The sequence below is a fragment of the Ancylobacter terrae genome (genome assembly GCF_045108345.1).
Taxonomy (GTDB): Bacteria; Pseudomonadota; Alphaproteobacteria; order Rhizobiales; family Xanthobacteraceae; genus Ancylobacter.
In genome coordinates, this window is record NZ_JBJGXH010000001.1 from 2,484,760 (window position 1) to 2,501,254 (window position 16,495).

Genomic DNA, 16,495 nt, shown 5'->3' on the forward strand with positions numbered 1-16,495 from the left:
GGGAACCAGCGATGGCGCGCGCCAACGCTGCAGGCGCATCTGTGCGCGTGCAGGCCATGCGGGGAATGGCCCGCTCCGTGGCGCGACCCGCCTACCAACGCCTGGTGGAGGCGGAGCCTTTCCTGCGTCGTGCGGTGCCGGCGTTGATCGTGACCTTCATCATCATCGTTGCCGGCGCTGCCGCGGTGCAGACCCGCGGCTATCGCGAGGAAACGCTCGCCGACGCGCGCGACCAGCTGACGCTGTTCGCCATGGCTGTCGCTGCCGAGCTCGGTCAGGTGTCGGCCGGTGGAGAGCCTGCCGAGGCGGCGCTCCGCCGCAGCCTCCCCCCCCATGCAACCGAAGATGGTCGCCGCTTCGCCCTGCTCGACGGATCGGGGCGCGTCGTCGCCGCGGATGACGGCAGCTACCCGGCGACGGCCGAAATCGCGACCCTGCTGACGAATGTGCAGGCGCTTGTCGTGTTCGCCGAACGGGCCGGTGTACTCGAGGTCCCGCTTGCTGACGGCTCGCTGGCGCTGGCCACGGTTCGCAATCTGCGTGCTCCCTTCAGCCAGCTCATTCTCGTGCAACCGGTGGACGCGGTGCTGGCCACCTGGCGATCCGACGCCATCCTGACGGTCACCCTGCTCACCACCACCGGCGCCGTGCTGCTGATCCTCGGCTTCGCCTTCCATTGGCAGGCGAGCCGCGCGCGGGAGGCGGACGGGATATACGATACCGTACACGCGCGTATCGACACGGCGCTCTCGCGCGGACGGTGCGGGCTCTGGGATTGGGACATGGGCCGCGGCCGCATGTTCTGGTCCGATTCCATGTTCGAGATGCTCGGTCACGAGCCCCGGGACGATCTCATTTCCTTCGGCGAGGTCGCGGCACTGGTCCACCCGGACGATGCCAACCTCTACGACATCGCCAAGGAGATCGCCGATCAGCCGGGCCGGACCATCGACCGCATCTTCCGCATGCGCAACGCGCAGGGGCAATGGCTCTGGCTGCGCGCGCGCTGCGAGGTCGTGACGCAACCCGGGGGCGAGCCGCCCCACCTCATCGGCATTGCCGTCGACGTGACGGAGGAACAGCGCCTCGCCGAGCGCACTGCGACCGCCGACATGCGGCTGCGCGATGCGATCGAGAGCATTTCGGAATCGTTCGTCCTCTGGGATCGCTCGAACCGGCTGGTGATGTGCAACTCCAAATTTCAGGCCTTGCACGGACTGGGCGACGAGTTCACCTCTGTCGGGACACCGTTCGAGGCGATCGCGGCGCAGGCCCGGCAGCCGGTAGTCCGGCTGCCGCTCAAGCATGAGGATCGCGGCGAAGAAGGAGCTCGAACCTTTGAGGCCCAGATCGACAATGGTCGCTGGCTCAAGGTGGCCGAGCGCCGAACCAAAGATGGGGGCTTCGTCTCGGTTGGCACCGACATCACGGCCCTCAAGCGCCATGAAGAGCGGCTGCTGGACAGCGAAAAGCGGCTCATGGCGCTGGTCGCAGACCTGCGCAAATCGCAGCAGACGCTGGAATTCCAGGCGCAGCAGTTGGCCGAGCTTGCCCAGAACTACGCCGACGCCAAGGACCGCGCCGAGCAGGCCAACCGGGCCAAGTCGGAATTCCTTGCCAATATGAGCCACGAGCTCCGCACGCCGTTGAACGCCATCATCGGCTTCTCGGAGATCATGGAAAGCGGCATGTTCGGACCGCTCGGCAGCACCAAATACGATGAGTATTGCCGCGACATCCGCGACAGCGGCCGGTACCTGCTCGATGTCATCAACGATATTCTCGACATGTCGCGGATCGAGGCCGGACGCGTGCGCCTGGACCTGCAACCCGTCCGCCTCGACGAGGTGATGCAGGATGCGCTTCGGGTCATGACGGTGAGAGCCGAGGAGAAGCGGCTGAGCGTCTCCGCCGAAGCGGACGGCGACGTGACGATCGAGGCCGACCGACGCGCGCTCAAGCAGATCGTGCTGAACCTGATCTCGAACGCGATCAAGTTCACGCCCGAAGGCGGGCGTCTCGCTTTGCGCACCCGTCTTTCGGCGCAGGCCGGCCTGTTTGTGATCGAGGATTCGGGGATCGGCATCCCCAAAAGCGCCATTGCCAAGATCGGCAAGCCGTTCGAGCAGGTCGAGAGCCAGTTCACCAAGACTTACAAGGGATCAGGACTGGGCCTCGCCATCGCCCGCTCGCTCGTGGAGCTGCATGGGGGAACGATGCGCATCCGTTCCGACGAAGGGGTCGGCACGACGGTTGTCGTCCGCCTGCCGGTGCATCCGCGCCCGGCCCGCCAGTACCGGGAATCGCCTCGCGAAAGCTGACCCCGTTCCGCCCGCGTTCAACGGATTCGATATCCGTTTCAGCAATCCCGTGATCACTCGCCGAGGAGGCGTTCGAAGACCTCCCGCACCGCGCTCTGCGTCTCGACAAGATGCGCTTCGAGCGTCGAGAAATCGGGCATGGCTCCAGCGCGCGCAAGAATCCGACGCAGGGCGGGACTTGCCTGCGCCGGCTCGAACGGTTCGGAGACCGCCAGCCGGATGACCTGGGTAAGGTCGTGGAGCAGTTGGCAGGCATTCCCGAGACGCTGCGCATCCTCAGGATCGAGCAGGCCGAGCCGCCCCGCAACGGCGATCACACGCGCAGTCGACGTATCCAGAATTTCCGGATGCCGTGCGGCATGGGCAAGCACGAGAAACTGCGCGATGAACTCGACATCAACCAGTCCGCCGCGCGCATATTTCAAATCCCAGGGCGCGTCGTCTCCCTTGTCGGCCGCAATGGCCGCGCGCATGTCCACGATGTCCGCGGCGAGCCTGGCACGATTGCGCTCTGTGCGCAGGATGCGAGCGATGGCGCTTTCGACCCGGCTGCGGAAGGCGGGCGACGCGCAAACGACCCGTGCGCGCGTCAGCGCCATATGCTCCCAGGTCCACGCCTCGTCGCGTTGATAGGCGGCAAAGGCCGAAAGCCGTGTCGCGATCGGACCCGCACGCCCCGAGGGACGCAGACGCAGATCGACGGCGTAAAGCTGGCCGGCATTGGTCGGCGTGGTCAAGGCGCTGACGATCCGTTGCGTCAGGCGGGCGAAATACTGCGTGCCATGGAGCGAGCGCTCGCCGTCCGACTGGGGGTGGCGCTCATCGAAATCGTAGAGAACGATGAGATCGAGATCGGAACCGGAGGTCATCTCCCGGCCGCCCAGCTTGCCCATGGCAAGCACAGCGACTTCCGCCCCGCGGATGGTGCCGTACATCGCTGTGAAGCGGGCCCGGACGGCGCTCTCCAGCGCCCGGATCACGACATCCGCCAGCCGGGCGAAGGCCTCCCCCGCCTGGGCCGCGGGAAGCGTTCCCGCCAGAATTCGGACGCCGATCAGAAGGTGGTATTCCTGCCTGAACCGGCGCGCGCGGTCGAGCAGATCCTCATCTCCCTCCGCATCGGCCAGCAGCCGTGTGAGCCGCTCTTCCAGCACGGCCTCGTCCGGCAGGGCGCCGAAGAAGGCCGGGTCCAGCAGCGCATCGACCAGTTCCGGACGATGCGCGAGTGTCTCGCCGAGACGTGGTGCGGAACCGAGGATGGTCGCGAGCAGGCGAACGAGATCGGGATTTCTCGCGAGCGCCGACATCAGCCTCAACCCCGCCGGCAGTTCCTGGAAGAACCGGTCGGCGGCCTTCAAGGCGACATCCGCGGCGCCGCCTCGCGCCAGAGCGTCAAGAAATGCCGGCATGATGGCGGCGAGATGGCCCTGCGTCGCGGGCGCTCGCAACGAGCGATAGGCTCCGGCGAGCCAGCCGCGCACGACGGCGCTGGCCTCCTTCGATTCCTGAAATCCGAGCTTCCGAAGCGTGGCGAGCGTCTCGCGGTCGTCCCGATCCGAGGGGAATTCCAGCCTTCCGTCGACGGCGGCGCGCGGCGGGGAGTCCTCGAAGAGACGTGAATAATGGTGCTGGACACGATTCAGGCGCTGCGTCAGCGCATCGGAGAACGTCGCGACATCGGGATCGCCCATGAAATGGGCGAAGCGTAAGAGGCCGGCGGCATCGTCCGGCAGCGTATGGGTCTGGGCGTCCGCCACCATCTGAAGCCGGTGCTCGACGCGGCGCAGATAGATGTAAGCCTCCGAAAGCTCGTCGCGGGCCCTTTCGCCGATCCATCCCTCCGCCGCCAGCCGCGACAGGGCGTCCAGCGTCCGCGGGGTACGAAGATCCGGGTCACGACCGCCGGCAATAAGCTGCTGAGTCTGGGCGAAGAACTCGATCTCGCGTATGCCGCCACGACCGAGCTTCACATTGTGCCCGTTCACGGCGATGGCCGCGTGCCCACGAAACGCGTTGATCTCCTGCTTCATCGCATGGACATCGGCGACAGCCGCGTAGTCGAGCGAACGGCGCCAGACGAAGGGTGAGAGCTGGCGCAGGAAGGCATGGCCAAGCGCGAGATCACCCGCAATCGGCCGCGCCTTGATGTAGGCTGCACGCTCCCAGGTCGCGCCCTCACGCTCATAATAATCGAGAGCCGAGTCGATGGAGAGCGCGATCGGCGTCGACGCCGGATCGGGCCGCAGGCGCAGATCCACCCGCGCCACATAGCCGTCCACCGTCCGCTCCTGAATAAGGCGGACGAGCGATTTGGTCAGGCGCACGAACACCGGCGCCGGCTCGGCATCTTTCGCCAGCGGCGCCACGGACGGATCGTAGAGCACGATGAGATCGACATCACTCGAATAGTTGAGTTCGCCGCCTCCATGCTTGCCCATCGCGAGCACCACATAGCCTGACCCTGCCCCCGCAGCCGGCCTGCGTGGCTCGCCATAGTTGCGCAGCCGTTTCGCCGCGACGGCCTCCCGCAACAGAAAATCCACCGCGGACGCGATCGCCACATCGGCTGCCAGCGTCAATGCCTCTGTCACCTCGGCAAGGTCGAGAACCCCACCGATGTCGCCGATCGCGACCAGCAGCGCCGTCTCCGCCCGCAAGCGGCGAAGGGCGCGCATGATCGTAGCCTCATCGGCCGTTGCGTCGGCCGCCGCCTGGGCTTCCGCCCGCGCCGTTTCGAGGCGCGCGCGCGGATCGCTGGTCAGCATGCGGAGAAGCCGCGCGGGATCGCTGCGGATCAGCTCGGTAAGGAATGGCGAGTTCTCGGCAATGGCGGCCATGACGGCGCGGGCCGGCTTGCGGCCATTGAGCACGCCGTTCAGCGCCTCGCGGATGTCGGCCGGCGCCGCCTCGATCGCCGCCGCGAAAGCCCGGCGCGCCTTGATGGGCGCGGCGAGAAAAGGCGTCAGCGCGATCCGCGCTGCAAACGATCCGTCCCTCTGCCCACCGACCGCCGAAATCGTCACCGCCTTCTTGCCGCGTGCTGCCGCCATGCCCCACCCTTCGCGATCACACAGACCCTAAGGTGACGTGATTGTCAAAAAACTGCTGCCGAAGACAGCACACTGCATACGAGATGATCATCCCATCGTGCTACGGGCCCGCATCCGCCGGCGTCAACGGCAGGTCGATCACCACCCGCAGGCCGGGCGCATTGTCCTCGAGCCGAATGCTGCCCCCGTGCAGGTGAACGACCGCGGCCGCGAGCGACAGACCGAGACCCGAGCCGGGAGCCGACCGGCTGGCCTCGAGCCGGACGAAACGTTCGAGGACCCGAAGCCGGTCCGTCTCCGGAATTCCCGCTCCATTGTCCGCCACGATCAGGCGTGCGTGATCACCCTCGCGCGATGCCACGACCCGCACGGAGCGCGGTGACTCGCCCTTCGCGGGCGCGCTGTACTTGATGGCATTGTCGATGAGGTTTGCGAGCGCCTGCGCGAAAAGCTCGCGCACGCCGCGAACCGGCAAGGATCCTTCCGCCTCGACCTGAAGCGTCAGGCCGCTCTCGTCGGCCACCGGCTCGTAGAGTTCGGCGACGCTGACCACGCTCTCGGCGAGATCGAAAGGGGCCATGCCGCCGCGCGCTTGGCCCGCTTCGGCTCGGGCGATCATCAGCAGCGCATCGAAGGTGCGGATCAGCCCGTCCGACTCCTCGATCGTGTGCTCGGTCGCGGCGCGCCATTCCTCATCGCTGCGCGCCGTGCGCAAGGCGTCCTCGGCTCGATTGCGCAGGCGGGTGAGCGGTGTCTTGAGATCGTGGGCGATGTTGTCCGATACTTCCTTGAGCCCGGCCATGAGCGCCTCAATGCGCTCCAGCATGGCGTTGAGGCTCAACGCCAGCCGGTCGAACTCATCCCCTGTGCCGGCCACGGCGAGCCGGCCGGACAGGTGGCCCGCCATGATGGTCTCGCTGGTCGCCGTCATCTGGTCGATGCGCTTGAGGACACGCTGGGTCACGAAGATGCCGCCGGCAACGCCCAGCACGACCAGCACGAAAAGGCCCCACAGTGCGGGGCGGATGATGATCTTGCGCAACTCCTCGCGCTCGACGACGTCGCGCCCGATCAGCATGCGGAATTCGCCGGGGAGGAACACCACCTGCGCGAGCGCGCGGCTGGCGTGAGCGCCGGCATCCTCGGCACGCTGATAGTCGACTTCGGTCCAGCCCGGCTTGTCGAGGAAGCTCAGCGGCAGGTTCTGGACATTGCCGGCCAGGGTCTCGCCGGTGAAGGTGGTGACGATGTAGAGCCCCGCGCCCGGGGCCCGGGCCCGGCGGTTGATCACCTGCACCAGGCGGCCGATGCCGCCGATACGATACTGGTCGGTGAAATAGCCGGCCTCGGCCGAGATCGCATCGCGCGCCTGCTCGGTGACGAGGCGCTGCGTGTGCCAGCCGAGATAGGCGATCGCCGAGGCGACGAAGATCGCGAAGACGATGAGATAGGCCGCGATCAGCTTGAACGCGGTGGTGCCGAGCAGCCTACCGAGCGCCAGCACGGACGACATACCCGGCGCCGCGCACCGTGTGCAGCAAGGGCGGCTCGAAGCCCTTGTCGATCTTCGAGCGCAACCGCGAGACATGCACGTCGATGACGTTGGTCTGCGGATCGAAATGGTAATCCCACACGTTCTCCAGCAGCATGGTCCGGGTCACCACCTGCCCCGCGTGGCGCATGAGGTATTCGAGGAGCCGGAATTCACGCGGCTGCAGCACGATCTCCTGCCCGGCGCGGGTCACACGATGGGCCAGCCGGTCGAGTTCGAGATCGGCGACGCGATAGAGGGTGTCGGTCGCCTGCGGACCGCCACGGCGGGCCAGCGCCTCGACGCGGGCGAGAAGCTCCGAAAAGGCGTAAGGCTTGGGAAGGTAGTCGTCGCCGCCCGCACGCAGTCCGGTGACACGGTCCTCGACCTGCCCGAGGGCTGAAAGGATCAGCGCCGGGGTCGCATCACCGCGCCCGCGCAATTCGGCGACGACCGCAAGGCCGTCACGCCGAGGCAGCATGCGATCGACGATGAGGACGTCGTAACCGCCGTCGAGGGCCATGGCGAGCCCCTCCTCGCCATCGAAGGCGAGGTCGACGACATGTCCGCTCTCGCGGAACGCCTTGCGCAGATATTCGGCGGCGTCGCGGTCATCCTCGACAACGAGCAGGCGCATGATGAAGTCTTCGGCAGGTGCTGCGACGTCGGTCCGGCGGAGGGCGCCGATTCCCTCGGTCAGGGGGGCGGGATTCATGAGCATGACCCTTACGCCATTTCGTGTCGCGCGCCTATCGGTGCGGCCGGCAGGAAAGCCCCGCGCGGCGCCGGAAAGACGAGCGGGAGGAAGTCCTCGCGAACTCCCTCCCGCCTCGGGGCGACCACAGCCCTTGGGGGCGGCGGGGTGGCCGTGGCCGCAACCCGATCGTGTACGTCAGCCGCGCGGGCTGCCGAGAGAGATAGCGACGAAGCGGGTGCCCTGCTCCGACTTGACCCGCATCAGCACCGCCTTGCGGTTGTCCTTGCGGGCGTCGGCGATACCCTTGCGGACGTCCGCCGCGGTGGAGACCGGCTGACCGCCGACGTCGAGGATGACATCGCCGGAGCGGATGCCACGCTCGGCCGCCGGGCCGCGCGGGTCGACCTCGGTCACGACGACACCCTCGTCGCCGGCACCGGCCACGCCCTTGGCAGGCGCCAGCTGAAGGCCGAGACGCGGGAGGTCGCGGGCACCGTCGCCCTTGTCCGCCCCATCGCCCCGATCGGCCGACGCCACCTGGTTCGGCAGCTGCTCGAGCGTCACGTTGACGACCTGCTTCTTGCCGTCGCGCAGCACATCGAGCTTGGCGACCGTACCGGGCTTCTTCGCCGCAATGCGGCGCGAGAGCTCGCGGGCATCCTTGATCGCTTCTCCATCCACCGAGGTGACGATGTCGCCCGACTTCAGGCCGGCCTTCTCACCCGGGGTTCCGGACTGCACCTGGGCAATCAGCGCGCCCTGGACGTCCTTGAGGTTCATCGCCTCGGCCACGTCATCGCTCACCGGCTGGATCTGCACGCCGATGTAGCCGCGCGCCACGGAGCCGCCGCTCTTGAGAGCGTCGACGACCTGCGAGACCGTCTCCGACGGGATGGCGAAGGCGATGCCGACATTGCCGCCCGACGGGGAGACGATGGCCGTGTTGACGCCGATCACCTCGCCGTTCAGGCCGAAGGTCGGGCCGCCGGAATTGCCCCGGTTGATGGGCGCGTCGATCTGGATGAAGTCGTCATAGGGACCCGAGCCGATGTCGCGGCCGCGGGCCGAGACGATGCCGGCGGTCACGGTACCGCCCAGGCCGAACGGGTTGCCGACCGCGACCACCCAGTCGCCGACGCGCGGCGCGCCGCCAGCCAGCTTCACCCACGGGAAATCGCTACGGCCATCGACCTTGAGCAGGGCGACGTCGGTGCGCGGATCGGTGCCCACCACCTTGGCGGTGTAGGTCTTGCCGTCCGTCATGGTGACGTCGACTTCGCTGGCGTCCTCGACCACGTGGTTGTTGGTCACGACGTAACCGTCGGCGGAGATGAAGAAGCCGGAGCCCTGGCCGACGACGCGGCCATGGTCGCCACCGCGGGGACCGCGGGGGCCCTGCATGCCGGGGCCGCCCATGCCCGGACCACCCTGGCCGAAGCGGCGCAGGAACTTCTCGATCTGCGGGGGCACGCCCTGCGAGGCGCCGTCTTCGTCATCGGCACTGGCGACGTCGTCCGAGGTATCCTTCTTCACCTTCACGCTCACCACGGCCGGCGTCACCTTCTCGACGATGTCGGCGAAGGAAAAGGTCGAGGCGGGCTGGTTGGTGGTGATCTGGGCGAGAGCGGGGGTCACCGCCTCCGGCAGCACGACGGCGCCGATCGCGCCACCGGCCAGCGCAAGGCCGAACACGCCGGCGAGCAGGCGATTGCGGCTGCGGCGCAGGGTCGAAGCCTCGCTGGAGCGGGGGGAAGAAAGAGGAGTGCGCGACATCTGGTTCGTCCATCCTGGTGGGTCACGACCGCCGCATCGGGCAGGTTCGAGCAGGAGGCTAGCGAGCGTCGCCTTAACGCAGTCTGGCCGGCACGTTAAAGTTTCGTAAGGTCAGTTTCGGGCGCCTCCAGCAGCTTGGCGAGGCGCCCTTCCTCTTCCGCCGTCAGCGGCGCGGCGGGTTGCGAGCCTTGCTTGCGCCGCCGCAGATGGATGACAAGACCGACAGCGCCGACCCCCAGCACCAGAAACGGGGCAAGCCAGAGCAGCGCGTTGGCGCCATGCCAGGTCGGCCGCATCAGAACGAACTCGCCATAGCGCGCGACAAGGAAATCCAGCACCTGGCGGTCGTCGTCGCCCGCTTCGATGCGTTCGCGAACCAGAATGCGAAGATCCCGGGCCAACGGTGCATCCGAATCGTCGATCGACTGATTCTGGCAGACCATGCAGCGCAGTTCTTTGGAGAGCGCGCGTGCGCGCGCCTCCTGCGCCGGATCCGGCAGCACCTCGTCGGGCTGTACGGCACGCACCGGCGCTGCCAGCAGAACCAGCCCGAGGAGCGAGAGGAAAGCCAGCCGACGCATCGAATCACTCCGCCGGCGCGGGCGCGGGCGGCGGCGCCCGGTTTCGCGCGGGCTTTGGCGCGCCGATGCGCAGGCGGCGGTCGGAGAGCGACAGGATTCCGCCCAGCGCCATCACCACCGCCCCGAGCCAGATCAGCGTCACCAGCGGCTTCCAGTATGCGCGCATCGCGATGGCGCCTCCCGGCAGTTCATCGCCGACGCTGACGTAAAGCTGGCTGAAGCCGAAGGTGCGGATTCCTGCTTCCGTCGTCGGCATGTTGCGGGCGGTGAAAATGCGCTTCGCCGAGACGATCGTGCCGCGCGAGACGCCGTCACGGCGCACGTCGAACACCGCGGCCAGTTCCCGGTAGTTCGGACCGTTGCGCGGCTCGAGGCGCGAAAGCGTCAGTTCGTAACCGCCGACGCTCTTGCTCTCGCCCAATTTGATGGCGGCGATGGTCTCGGCGTTCCAGCTGGTCTCGGCGATGATGCCGAGCAGGCAGACGCCGACCCCGGCATGGGCCAGCGCGCCACCGAAGGTCGCCCGCGGCAGGCCGCGAAAGCGCGCCCAGGCGGTTGCCGGCGCAACGCGGCCGATACCGGCGCGCTCGGCGAGATCAACGACGGCACCAAGAATCACGAAGACCGCCAGACCGATGCCGATCGGCGCCAGCACCGGCCCACCGCCCTGCACGAAGAGAGCCGCCGCGGTAGCCACGACGCCGAGGCCGAGCGCCAGCATCAGACGCTGCGCCACGCCCGGCAGGTCGCCGCGCTTCCAGGCGAGCAGCGGCCCGAACGGCATGGCGAACACGACGGGCAGCATCAACGCGCCCACCGTCAGGTTGAAATAGGGGGCGCCAACAGTGATCTTCTCGCCGTTGAACGCCTCCAGCGCCAGCGGATAGAGGGTGCCGACGAAGACGGCGGCGGCCGAGGCGGTCAGCAGAAGATTGTTGAGCACGAGCGCGCCTTCGCGCGACACCGGTGCGAACAGCCCACCCCGGCGCAGCATCGGGGCGCGAAGCGCGTACAGCGCCAGCGATCCGCCGATGAAGAACACGAGAATGGCGAGGATGAAGACGCCACGCTCGGGATCGGTCGCGAAGGCGTGCACCGAGGTGAGCACGCCCGAGCGCACCAGGAAGGTGCCCAGCAACGACAGTGAAAAAGCGAGGATGGCAAGGAGGATGGTCCAGACTTTCAGTGCCTCGCGCTTCTCCATCACGATGGCGGAGTGCAGCAGGGCGGTGCCGGCGAACCAGGGCATCAGCGAGGCGTTCTCGACCGGGTCCCAGAACCACCAGCCGCCCCAGCCGAGCTCGTAATAGGCCCAGTAGGAGCCCATGGCGATGCCGAGCGTGAGGAACACCCAGGCGGCGAGCGCCCAGGGCCGTACCCAGCGCGCCCAGGCCGCATCGATCCGCCCGTCGATCAACGCGGCGACGGCGAAGGCGAAAGTGATCGAGAAGCCGACGTAACCGAGATAGAGCAGAGGCGGATGGATGGCGAGGCCGATGTCCTGCAGGATCGGGTTGAGGTCGCGCCCCTCCGCCGGCGCCGGCGCAAGTCGGCTGAACGGGTTCGAGGTCAGCAGCACGAAGAGCACGAAGGCGATCCCGATCGAGCCCTGCACGCCGAGCACATTCGCCTTGAGCCGCTCGGGCAGGTTGACGCCGAACAGCGCCACCGCCGCGCCGAACAGCGCCAGCACCAGCACCCAGAGCAGCATCGAGCCTTCGTGGTTGCCCCACGTTCCGGTGATCTTGAACAGCAGCGGTTTCATCGAGTGGGAGTTCTCGACGACGTTCAGCACCGAGAAGTCGGACTGCACGTAGACGGTTACCAGCGCCGCAAACGACAGGCTGACGAAACCGGCGAAGGCGATGGCGGCGGCCGGGCCCACCCGCATGAGCGCGGCATCGCCCGTCCGCGCGCCCCAGATCGGCACGACGGTCTGGATGAGCGCCAGCACGAGCGCCAGGACGAGCGCGTAATGGCCGATCTCCGGGATCATGGCGCCTCGCCTTCCTTCCAGTGGCCGGACTTCTTGAGCGCGTCGGCGACTTCCTTCGGCATGTACTTCTCGTCGTGCTTGGCGAGCACGGTGTCGGCACGAAAGGTTCCGTCGGGCTCGATGGCGCCCTCGGCGACCACACCCTGCCCCTCACGGAAGAGGTCGGGCAGCAGGCCGACATAGGCGACCGACAGGTCGGAGGGGCCGTCGGTCACGACGAAGCGCACATGCGTGCCGTCGGTTTTCACCACGCTGCCGTCCTTGACGAGCCCGCCGATGCGCAGCCGTGTGCCGGGGGCCGGAGGCGCACTCGCGATGTCGCTGGGCGACCGGAAGAACACGATCGTGTCGGACAGCGCGAACAGCACGAGGCCTGCGGCGAGGCCGAGTGTCCCCAGCGCTCCGCCGATCAGCACCATGCGGCGGCCCTTTCGGGTGAGCCCGCGGCGCTTGCCGGCCGCATTGCCCATCATCGCCATCGCCTAGCCCTCCAGACCGAGTTCGCGGGCCAGCGCTTCGATCCGCGCCAGCGCGCCCGGATCAGCGGCGAACTGGCCGCGGGCCTTGCCGGCGGCGGCGCGGGCCTTGTCGTTGTCGCCAAGCACGGACCAGGCCCGCACCAGCCGCAGCCAGCCCTCGATGTCGTTGCCATCCTGCGCGAGACGCTCGGCCAGTCGGTCCACCATGCCGCGAACCATCGCCGTGCGCGCTTCGGGCGACATCTGCGCGGCATTGGCGACCTCCTCGGCGGAAGGCCCCGGCTGGGTGACACGGGCGAGCGCACTCCGCACCATCGGCAGCCATGGCGCGTCGGCAGGTGCATCGGCGACCAGGCCGCCCCAAAAGCGGGCCGCGTCATCGCGCCGGCCATCCTGCTCGGCGGCGAGCCCGAGATAATAGCGGGCCTTCACGGCTTTCGCATCGAGCGCGAGCGCTTGCTCGAAGGCGGTCTTGGCCTCCGCGGTGACTACGCCGCCCGCATTCGCGGTCAAGGCCTCGCCCAACCCGGTCTCACGCGCCTCGCTCGGCCCGTCGAGCCGGATGGCGTTCTGCCAGGCCCGTATGGACTCATCGAGTCGGCCGATCCGGTAATAGATCGGCGCAACGACCTCATGGCCACGCGCATCGTCCGGATTGGCTTCGAGATGGGCCTCGACGCGCCGCAGCAGCACGGCGAGATCGGCCTGCTCGGGCGCCGACGACAGCCGGGCCGCCAGCGGCTGTCCCTCGAGCCCGGGAGAGCCAAGATGAAGATAAACAGCGCCCGCCAGCACCGGCAGGCCGGCAATTGCCAGAACCGCCACCGCGCGCCGGCGTAGCGTATCGGCGGTAGCGCGGGGGCGCTCGGTCCGATCGGCCGCAGCGATCATGCGGCGGGCCACTTCGGTCCGTGCCGCCTCCGCCTCCCCGCCCCCGATCCGGCCCGAGAGGCGATCGCGCTCGACTTCCGCCAGTTGGTCACGATAGACGGCGAGATCGGCCGCATTGTCGTCCGCACCGCCGGCGGGACGAGCCTGCAACGGCCACAGCACCGCGAGCACGGCGGCGGCGGTCATCAGAACAAAAGCGGTCCACAGCAGCATCGGGCTTCCTCTGGGCCGTTGAGGTAGCCGACAGCGAGCCTCCCGCCAATCCGTATCATCCTCGGATCGATTGACGCAGGCTCACAGTAACGCGAGCGGGACGCCGCCCCGGCTGCCGGTCCGAACGGTCCGCCAGCCGGGCGCACCCAGGGCTCAGCCCGCGACGGGCGTCCAGGTGCCGTCGGGATTGCGGCAGGCGGTGCCGCGCGCGGTCTGCGGCTGGCCATTGATGTAGATCGTGTGGGTGTATTCGCGGCAGCGGGGCGAGCCGCTGCGGGCATAGGCCGGGCCAGCGACGATGGTGCCGTAATTGCCGCTCTCGCCGCGCCAGCTCACCGGCGCACCCGGGCTGCCATATTCCAGCGCCTGCATCTCGGCGTCATAGGCACGGCGGCGGTCCTGCTCGTCGAGGGCGTTGCCGATGGTCCCGCCGACCAGACCGCCGATCAGCGCGCCGACCGCGGCGCTGCCGACATTGCGGCCGGCAATGGCGCCGATGACGCCGCCGGCGAGCGCGCCGGTCGCCGCACCCGCCGTCGTCTTCGGCCCGAGGCCGCCATCGCTGGTGCAGCCGGCAAGCGTAACGCCGACGAGACCGACGGCAACGAGCTGGTAAACGTGCATGAATTCTCCCCTGCCCCGACAACGACCGATGCATGATCGCGTGTTCGGGCAGAAAGCGGGAGGAATAGGGCAAAAGCTTGGCCCGCCCCGCGTAGACGCGCGCTCTGCCGGCGAGGCCATTTCACGCCTCGGGCAGGCGAACGATACAGCGCAGACCGTCGAAGGGCGAGGTCGCCAGCGTGAAGCGCCCGCCATAGATCGTCACCAGCTCGGTGACGATCGACAGGCCGAGCCCCGAGCCCGGCTTGGTTTCGTCGAGCCGCCGCCCCCGCTTCAGCGCATCCTCGCGCTGCTGCTCGGTAAGGCCGGGGCCGTCGTCGTCGATGATGATCTCGAAGAAGGAGCGCTCGCCGGGGGGCATTTCCCCCACGCGCGTGACGGTGATCTCGACCAGCGACAGCGCCCATTTGCAGCCGTTGTCGATGAGATTGCCGAGGATCTCCTCCAGATCCTGCCGTTCGCCGCGAAAACGGACGCCGGGCTCGATCTCGGTTTCGACCGCAATGCCTTTGAGCCGGTAGACCTTCTCCATGGTGCGGGCGAGCGCCGCGACGATCGGCTCGACATCGACGACGGCGACGACCACCGAGACGCGCGCGGCCATGCGGGCGCGTTCCAGATGGTGAGCGACCTGGCTGCGCATCACATCGGCCTGTTCGCGCACCTTGAGCGCCAGCGGCTCACCGGGCGGGGCGCGGTTCGCCTCGTTGAGCAGCACGGCAATCGGCGTCTTCAGCGCGTGAGCGAGGTTGCCGACATGCATGCGCGCCCGCTCCACGACCTCGCGATTGGTCTCGATCAGTCCGTTGACCTCGTTGACCAGCGGCGCGACCTCGGTGGGAAAGTCGCCGTCGATCTTCTCCGCCTTGCCGCCGCGGATCGCCGCCAGCCCGTTCTGCATGCGCTTGAGGGGGCGCAGGCCGAAGCGCACCTGGAACAGGACCGTGACGAGGAAACCGGCACCGAGCACCGCGAAAGTCACCAGCAGCGCGCGGTTGAAGCCGTCGACCTCGTCCTCTATCTCCGCCGCGTCGGCGGCCACGGCGATGATGAAGCGGCCGTCCTCGCCGAGGTCGACGGTACGCTCGGTGGCCCTGAGGCGCTGGCCGGCAGGCCCCTCGACATAGCCCTCGCGCGCGCCGAACTGGGCGGGAACGCCGCGGTCGACCAGAAGCGGCAGGGTGCTGTCCGCCAGCGAGCGCGCGACGCGGTAGCGGCGATCGGCCTTGTCGATCCGTACGATCTGCCAGTACCAGCCCGACAGCGGAAAGCTGAAGACCGGATCACCGAGGGTCGTCGGCTCCGGCATGCCGTCGGCCGAGGAATTGGCGACGTCGGCCACGATGGTCTTGAGATAGACGTCGAGCCGCCGGTCGAACGCGCGCTCCACGGCCGCGCGATAGACCGACGACAGCACGACGCCCGTCACCAGCAGGACGACGACGCCGACGAGCGCGGCCGAGACGAACAGGCGAAGGGCGAGCGAGCCGGCGCGCATGGCTCCTCACCGCACGCGGGGGATGCGCCGGGTTCGCGCGGTGACGGGCGGGAAGCGGTCCACGGCTCAGCGCACGTTTTCCGGGGGAACCAGAAGGTAGCCGAGCCCGCGCACGGTCTGGATCACATCGATGTCCAGCTTCTTGCGCAGGCGACCGACGAAGACCTCGATCGTGTTGGAATCGCGATCGAAATCCTGGTCGTAGAGATGCTCGACGAGCTCCGTCCGCGACACGACGCGGCCGGAATGGTGCATGAGGTAGGCGAGCAGCCTGTATTCGTGCGAGGTCAGCTTCACCGGACGCCCGCTCACGGTGACGCGCCCCGAACGGGTGTCGAGCGCGACCGGGCCGCAGGACAATTCGCTGGCGGCATGGCCGGTGGCCCGGCGCAGCAGCGCCCGCAGGCGCGCCAGCACCTCCTCCATGTGGAACGGCTTGGCGACGTAGTCGTCGGCACCGGCGTCGAAGCCCTGCACCTTGTCGCTCCAGCGGTCGCGGGCGGTCAGGATCAGCACCGGCATTTTCTTGCCCTCGCGCCGCCAGGCCTCGAGAACCGACAGGCCGTCCATCTTCGGCAGGCCGATATCGAGCACAACGGCGTCATAGGGCTCGTTCTCGCCGAGATAGTGCCCCTCCTCGCCATCGAAGGCACGGTCGACCGCGTAGCCGGCATCGACCAGCGCCTCGAAAATCTGCCGATTGAGATCGGGATCGTCCTCGACGACGAGCAGACGCACGCTATTGCCCCCAACACGCGAATCCCTTTCGCACCGGATCCGGCGCGGTTAGCCCGACAATGACACCCCGCGCCGCCGATGAGAAGTCTGCCGCGTCGTTACG

At 68.1% G+C, this 16,495-nt stretch carries 12 protein-coding genes; 1 reads left to right on the forward strand and 11 read right to left on the reverse strand.

Annotation, left to right across the window (positions count from 1 at the left end):
* Window positions 1-11 precede the first annotated feature (11 nt).
* Window positions 12-2,321: a PAS domain-containing sensor histidine kinase gene (locus ACEUEL_RS12000; RefSeq protein ID WP_405705283.1), complete on the forward strand. Its 2,310-nt coding sequence runs from the start codon at window positions 12-14 to the stop codon at window positions 2,319-2,321.
* Window positions 2,322-2,374: 53 nt separating this feature from the next.
* Here the strand turns inward: ACEUEL_RS12000 and ACEUEL_RS12005 are convergent, their stop codons facing one another.
* From ACEUEL_RS12005 to ACEUEL_RS12055, 11 genes are all read right to left on the reverse strand, one after another.
* Complete coding sequence (locus ACEUEL_RS12005) at window positions 2,375-5,371, reverse strand: bifunctional [glutamine synthetase] adenylyltransferase/[glutamine synthetase]-adenylyl-L-tyrosine phosphorylase (RefSeq protein WP_405705285.1); 2,997 nt, start codon at window positions 5,369-5,371, stop codon at window positions 2,375-2,377.
* A gap of 100 nt (window positions 5,372-5,471) precedes the next feature.
* Window positions 5,472-6,875 carry a sensor histidine kinase gene (locus ACEUEL_RS12010; RefSeq protein WP_405706737.1) on the reverse strand — a complete coding sequence of 468 codons (1,404 nt, stop codon included), beginning with the start codon at window positions 6,873-6,875 and terminating at the stop codon, window positions 5,472-5,474.
* On the reverse strand, window positions 6,859-7,539 hold the full coding sequence (locus ACEUEL_RS12015; protein WP_405705287.1) for a winged helix-turn-helix domain-containing protein: 681 nt from the start codon (window positions 7,537-7,539) through the stop codon (window positions 6,859-6,861). The genes ACEUEL_RS12010 and ACEUEL_RS12015 overlap by 17 nt, the downstream gene beginning before the upstream one ends.
* 255 nt (window positions 7,540-7,794) lie before the next feature.
* Window positions 7,795-9,372 carry a Do family serine endopeptidase gene (locus ACEUEL_RS12020; protein ID WP_405705290.1) on the reverse strand — a complete coding sequence of 526 codons (1,578 nt, stop codon included), beginning with the start codon at window positions 9,370-9,372 and terminating at the stop codon, window positions 7,795-7,797.
* A gap of 95 nt (window positions 9,373-9,467) precedes the next feature.
* Entirely contained in the window at window positions 9,468-9,953 is a 486-nt protein-coding gene (locus tag ACEUEL_RS12025) for a cytochrome c-type biogenesis protein (RefSeq protein WP_405705293.1), read from the reverse strand.
* Between the two features lie 4 nt (window positions 9,954-9,957).
* Window positions 9,958-11,949: a heme lyase CcmF/NrfE family subunit gene (locus tag ACEUEL_RS12030; RefSeq protein WP_405705296.1), complete on the reverse strand. Its 1,992-nt coding sequence runs from the start codon at window positions 11,947-11,949 to the stop codon at window positions 9,958-9,960.
* The gene (gene ccmE, locus ACEUEL_RS12035) at window positions 11,946-12,419 is read right to left on the reverse strand and encodes a cytochrome c maturation protein CcmE (protein ID WP_405706739.1); all 474 of its coding nucleotides are present in this window, start codon (window positions 12,417-12,419) and stop codon (window positions 11,946-11,948) included. Before ccmE ends, ACEUEL_RS12030 begins: the two co-directional genes overlap by 4 nt.
* Before the next feature lie 12 nt (window positions 12,420-12,431).
* Window positions 12,432-13,532 (reverse strand): c-type cytochrome biogenesis protein CcmI, encoded by a 1,101-nt coding sequence (ccmI, locus tag ACEUEL_RS12040; protein WP_405705299.1) that lies wholly within the window; start codon window positions 13,530-13,532, stop codon window positions 12,432-12,434.
* A 153-nt stretch (window positions 13,533-13,685) separates the two neighbouring features.
* Entirely contained in the window at window positions 13,686-14,156 is a 471-nt protein-coding gene (locus tag ACEUEL_RS12045) for a glycine zipper domain-containing protein (RefSeq protein WP_405705302.1), read from the reverse strand.
* A gap of 121 nt (window positions 14,157-14,277) precedes the next feature.
* Entirely contained in the window at window positions 14,278-15,654 is a 1,377-nt protein-coding gene (locus ACEUEL_RS12050) for an ATP-binding protein (protein WP_405705305.1), read from the reverse strand.
* 66 nt (window positions 15,655-15,720) lie between these two features.
* Window positions 15,721-16,392 (reverse strand): response regulator transcription factor, encoded by a 672-nt coding sequence (locus ACEUEL_RS12055; RefSeq protein ID WP_405705308.1) that lies wholly within the window; start codon window positions 16,390-16,392, stop codon window positions 15,721-15,723.
* Window positions 16,393-16,495 lie beyond the last annotated feature (103 nt).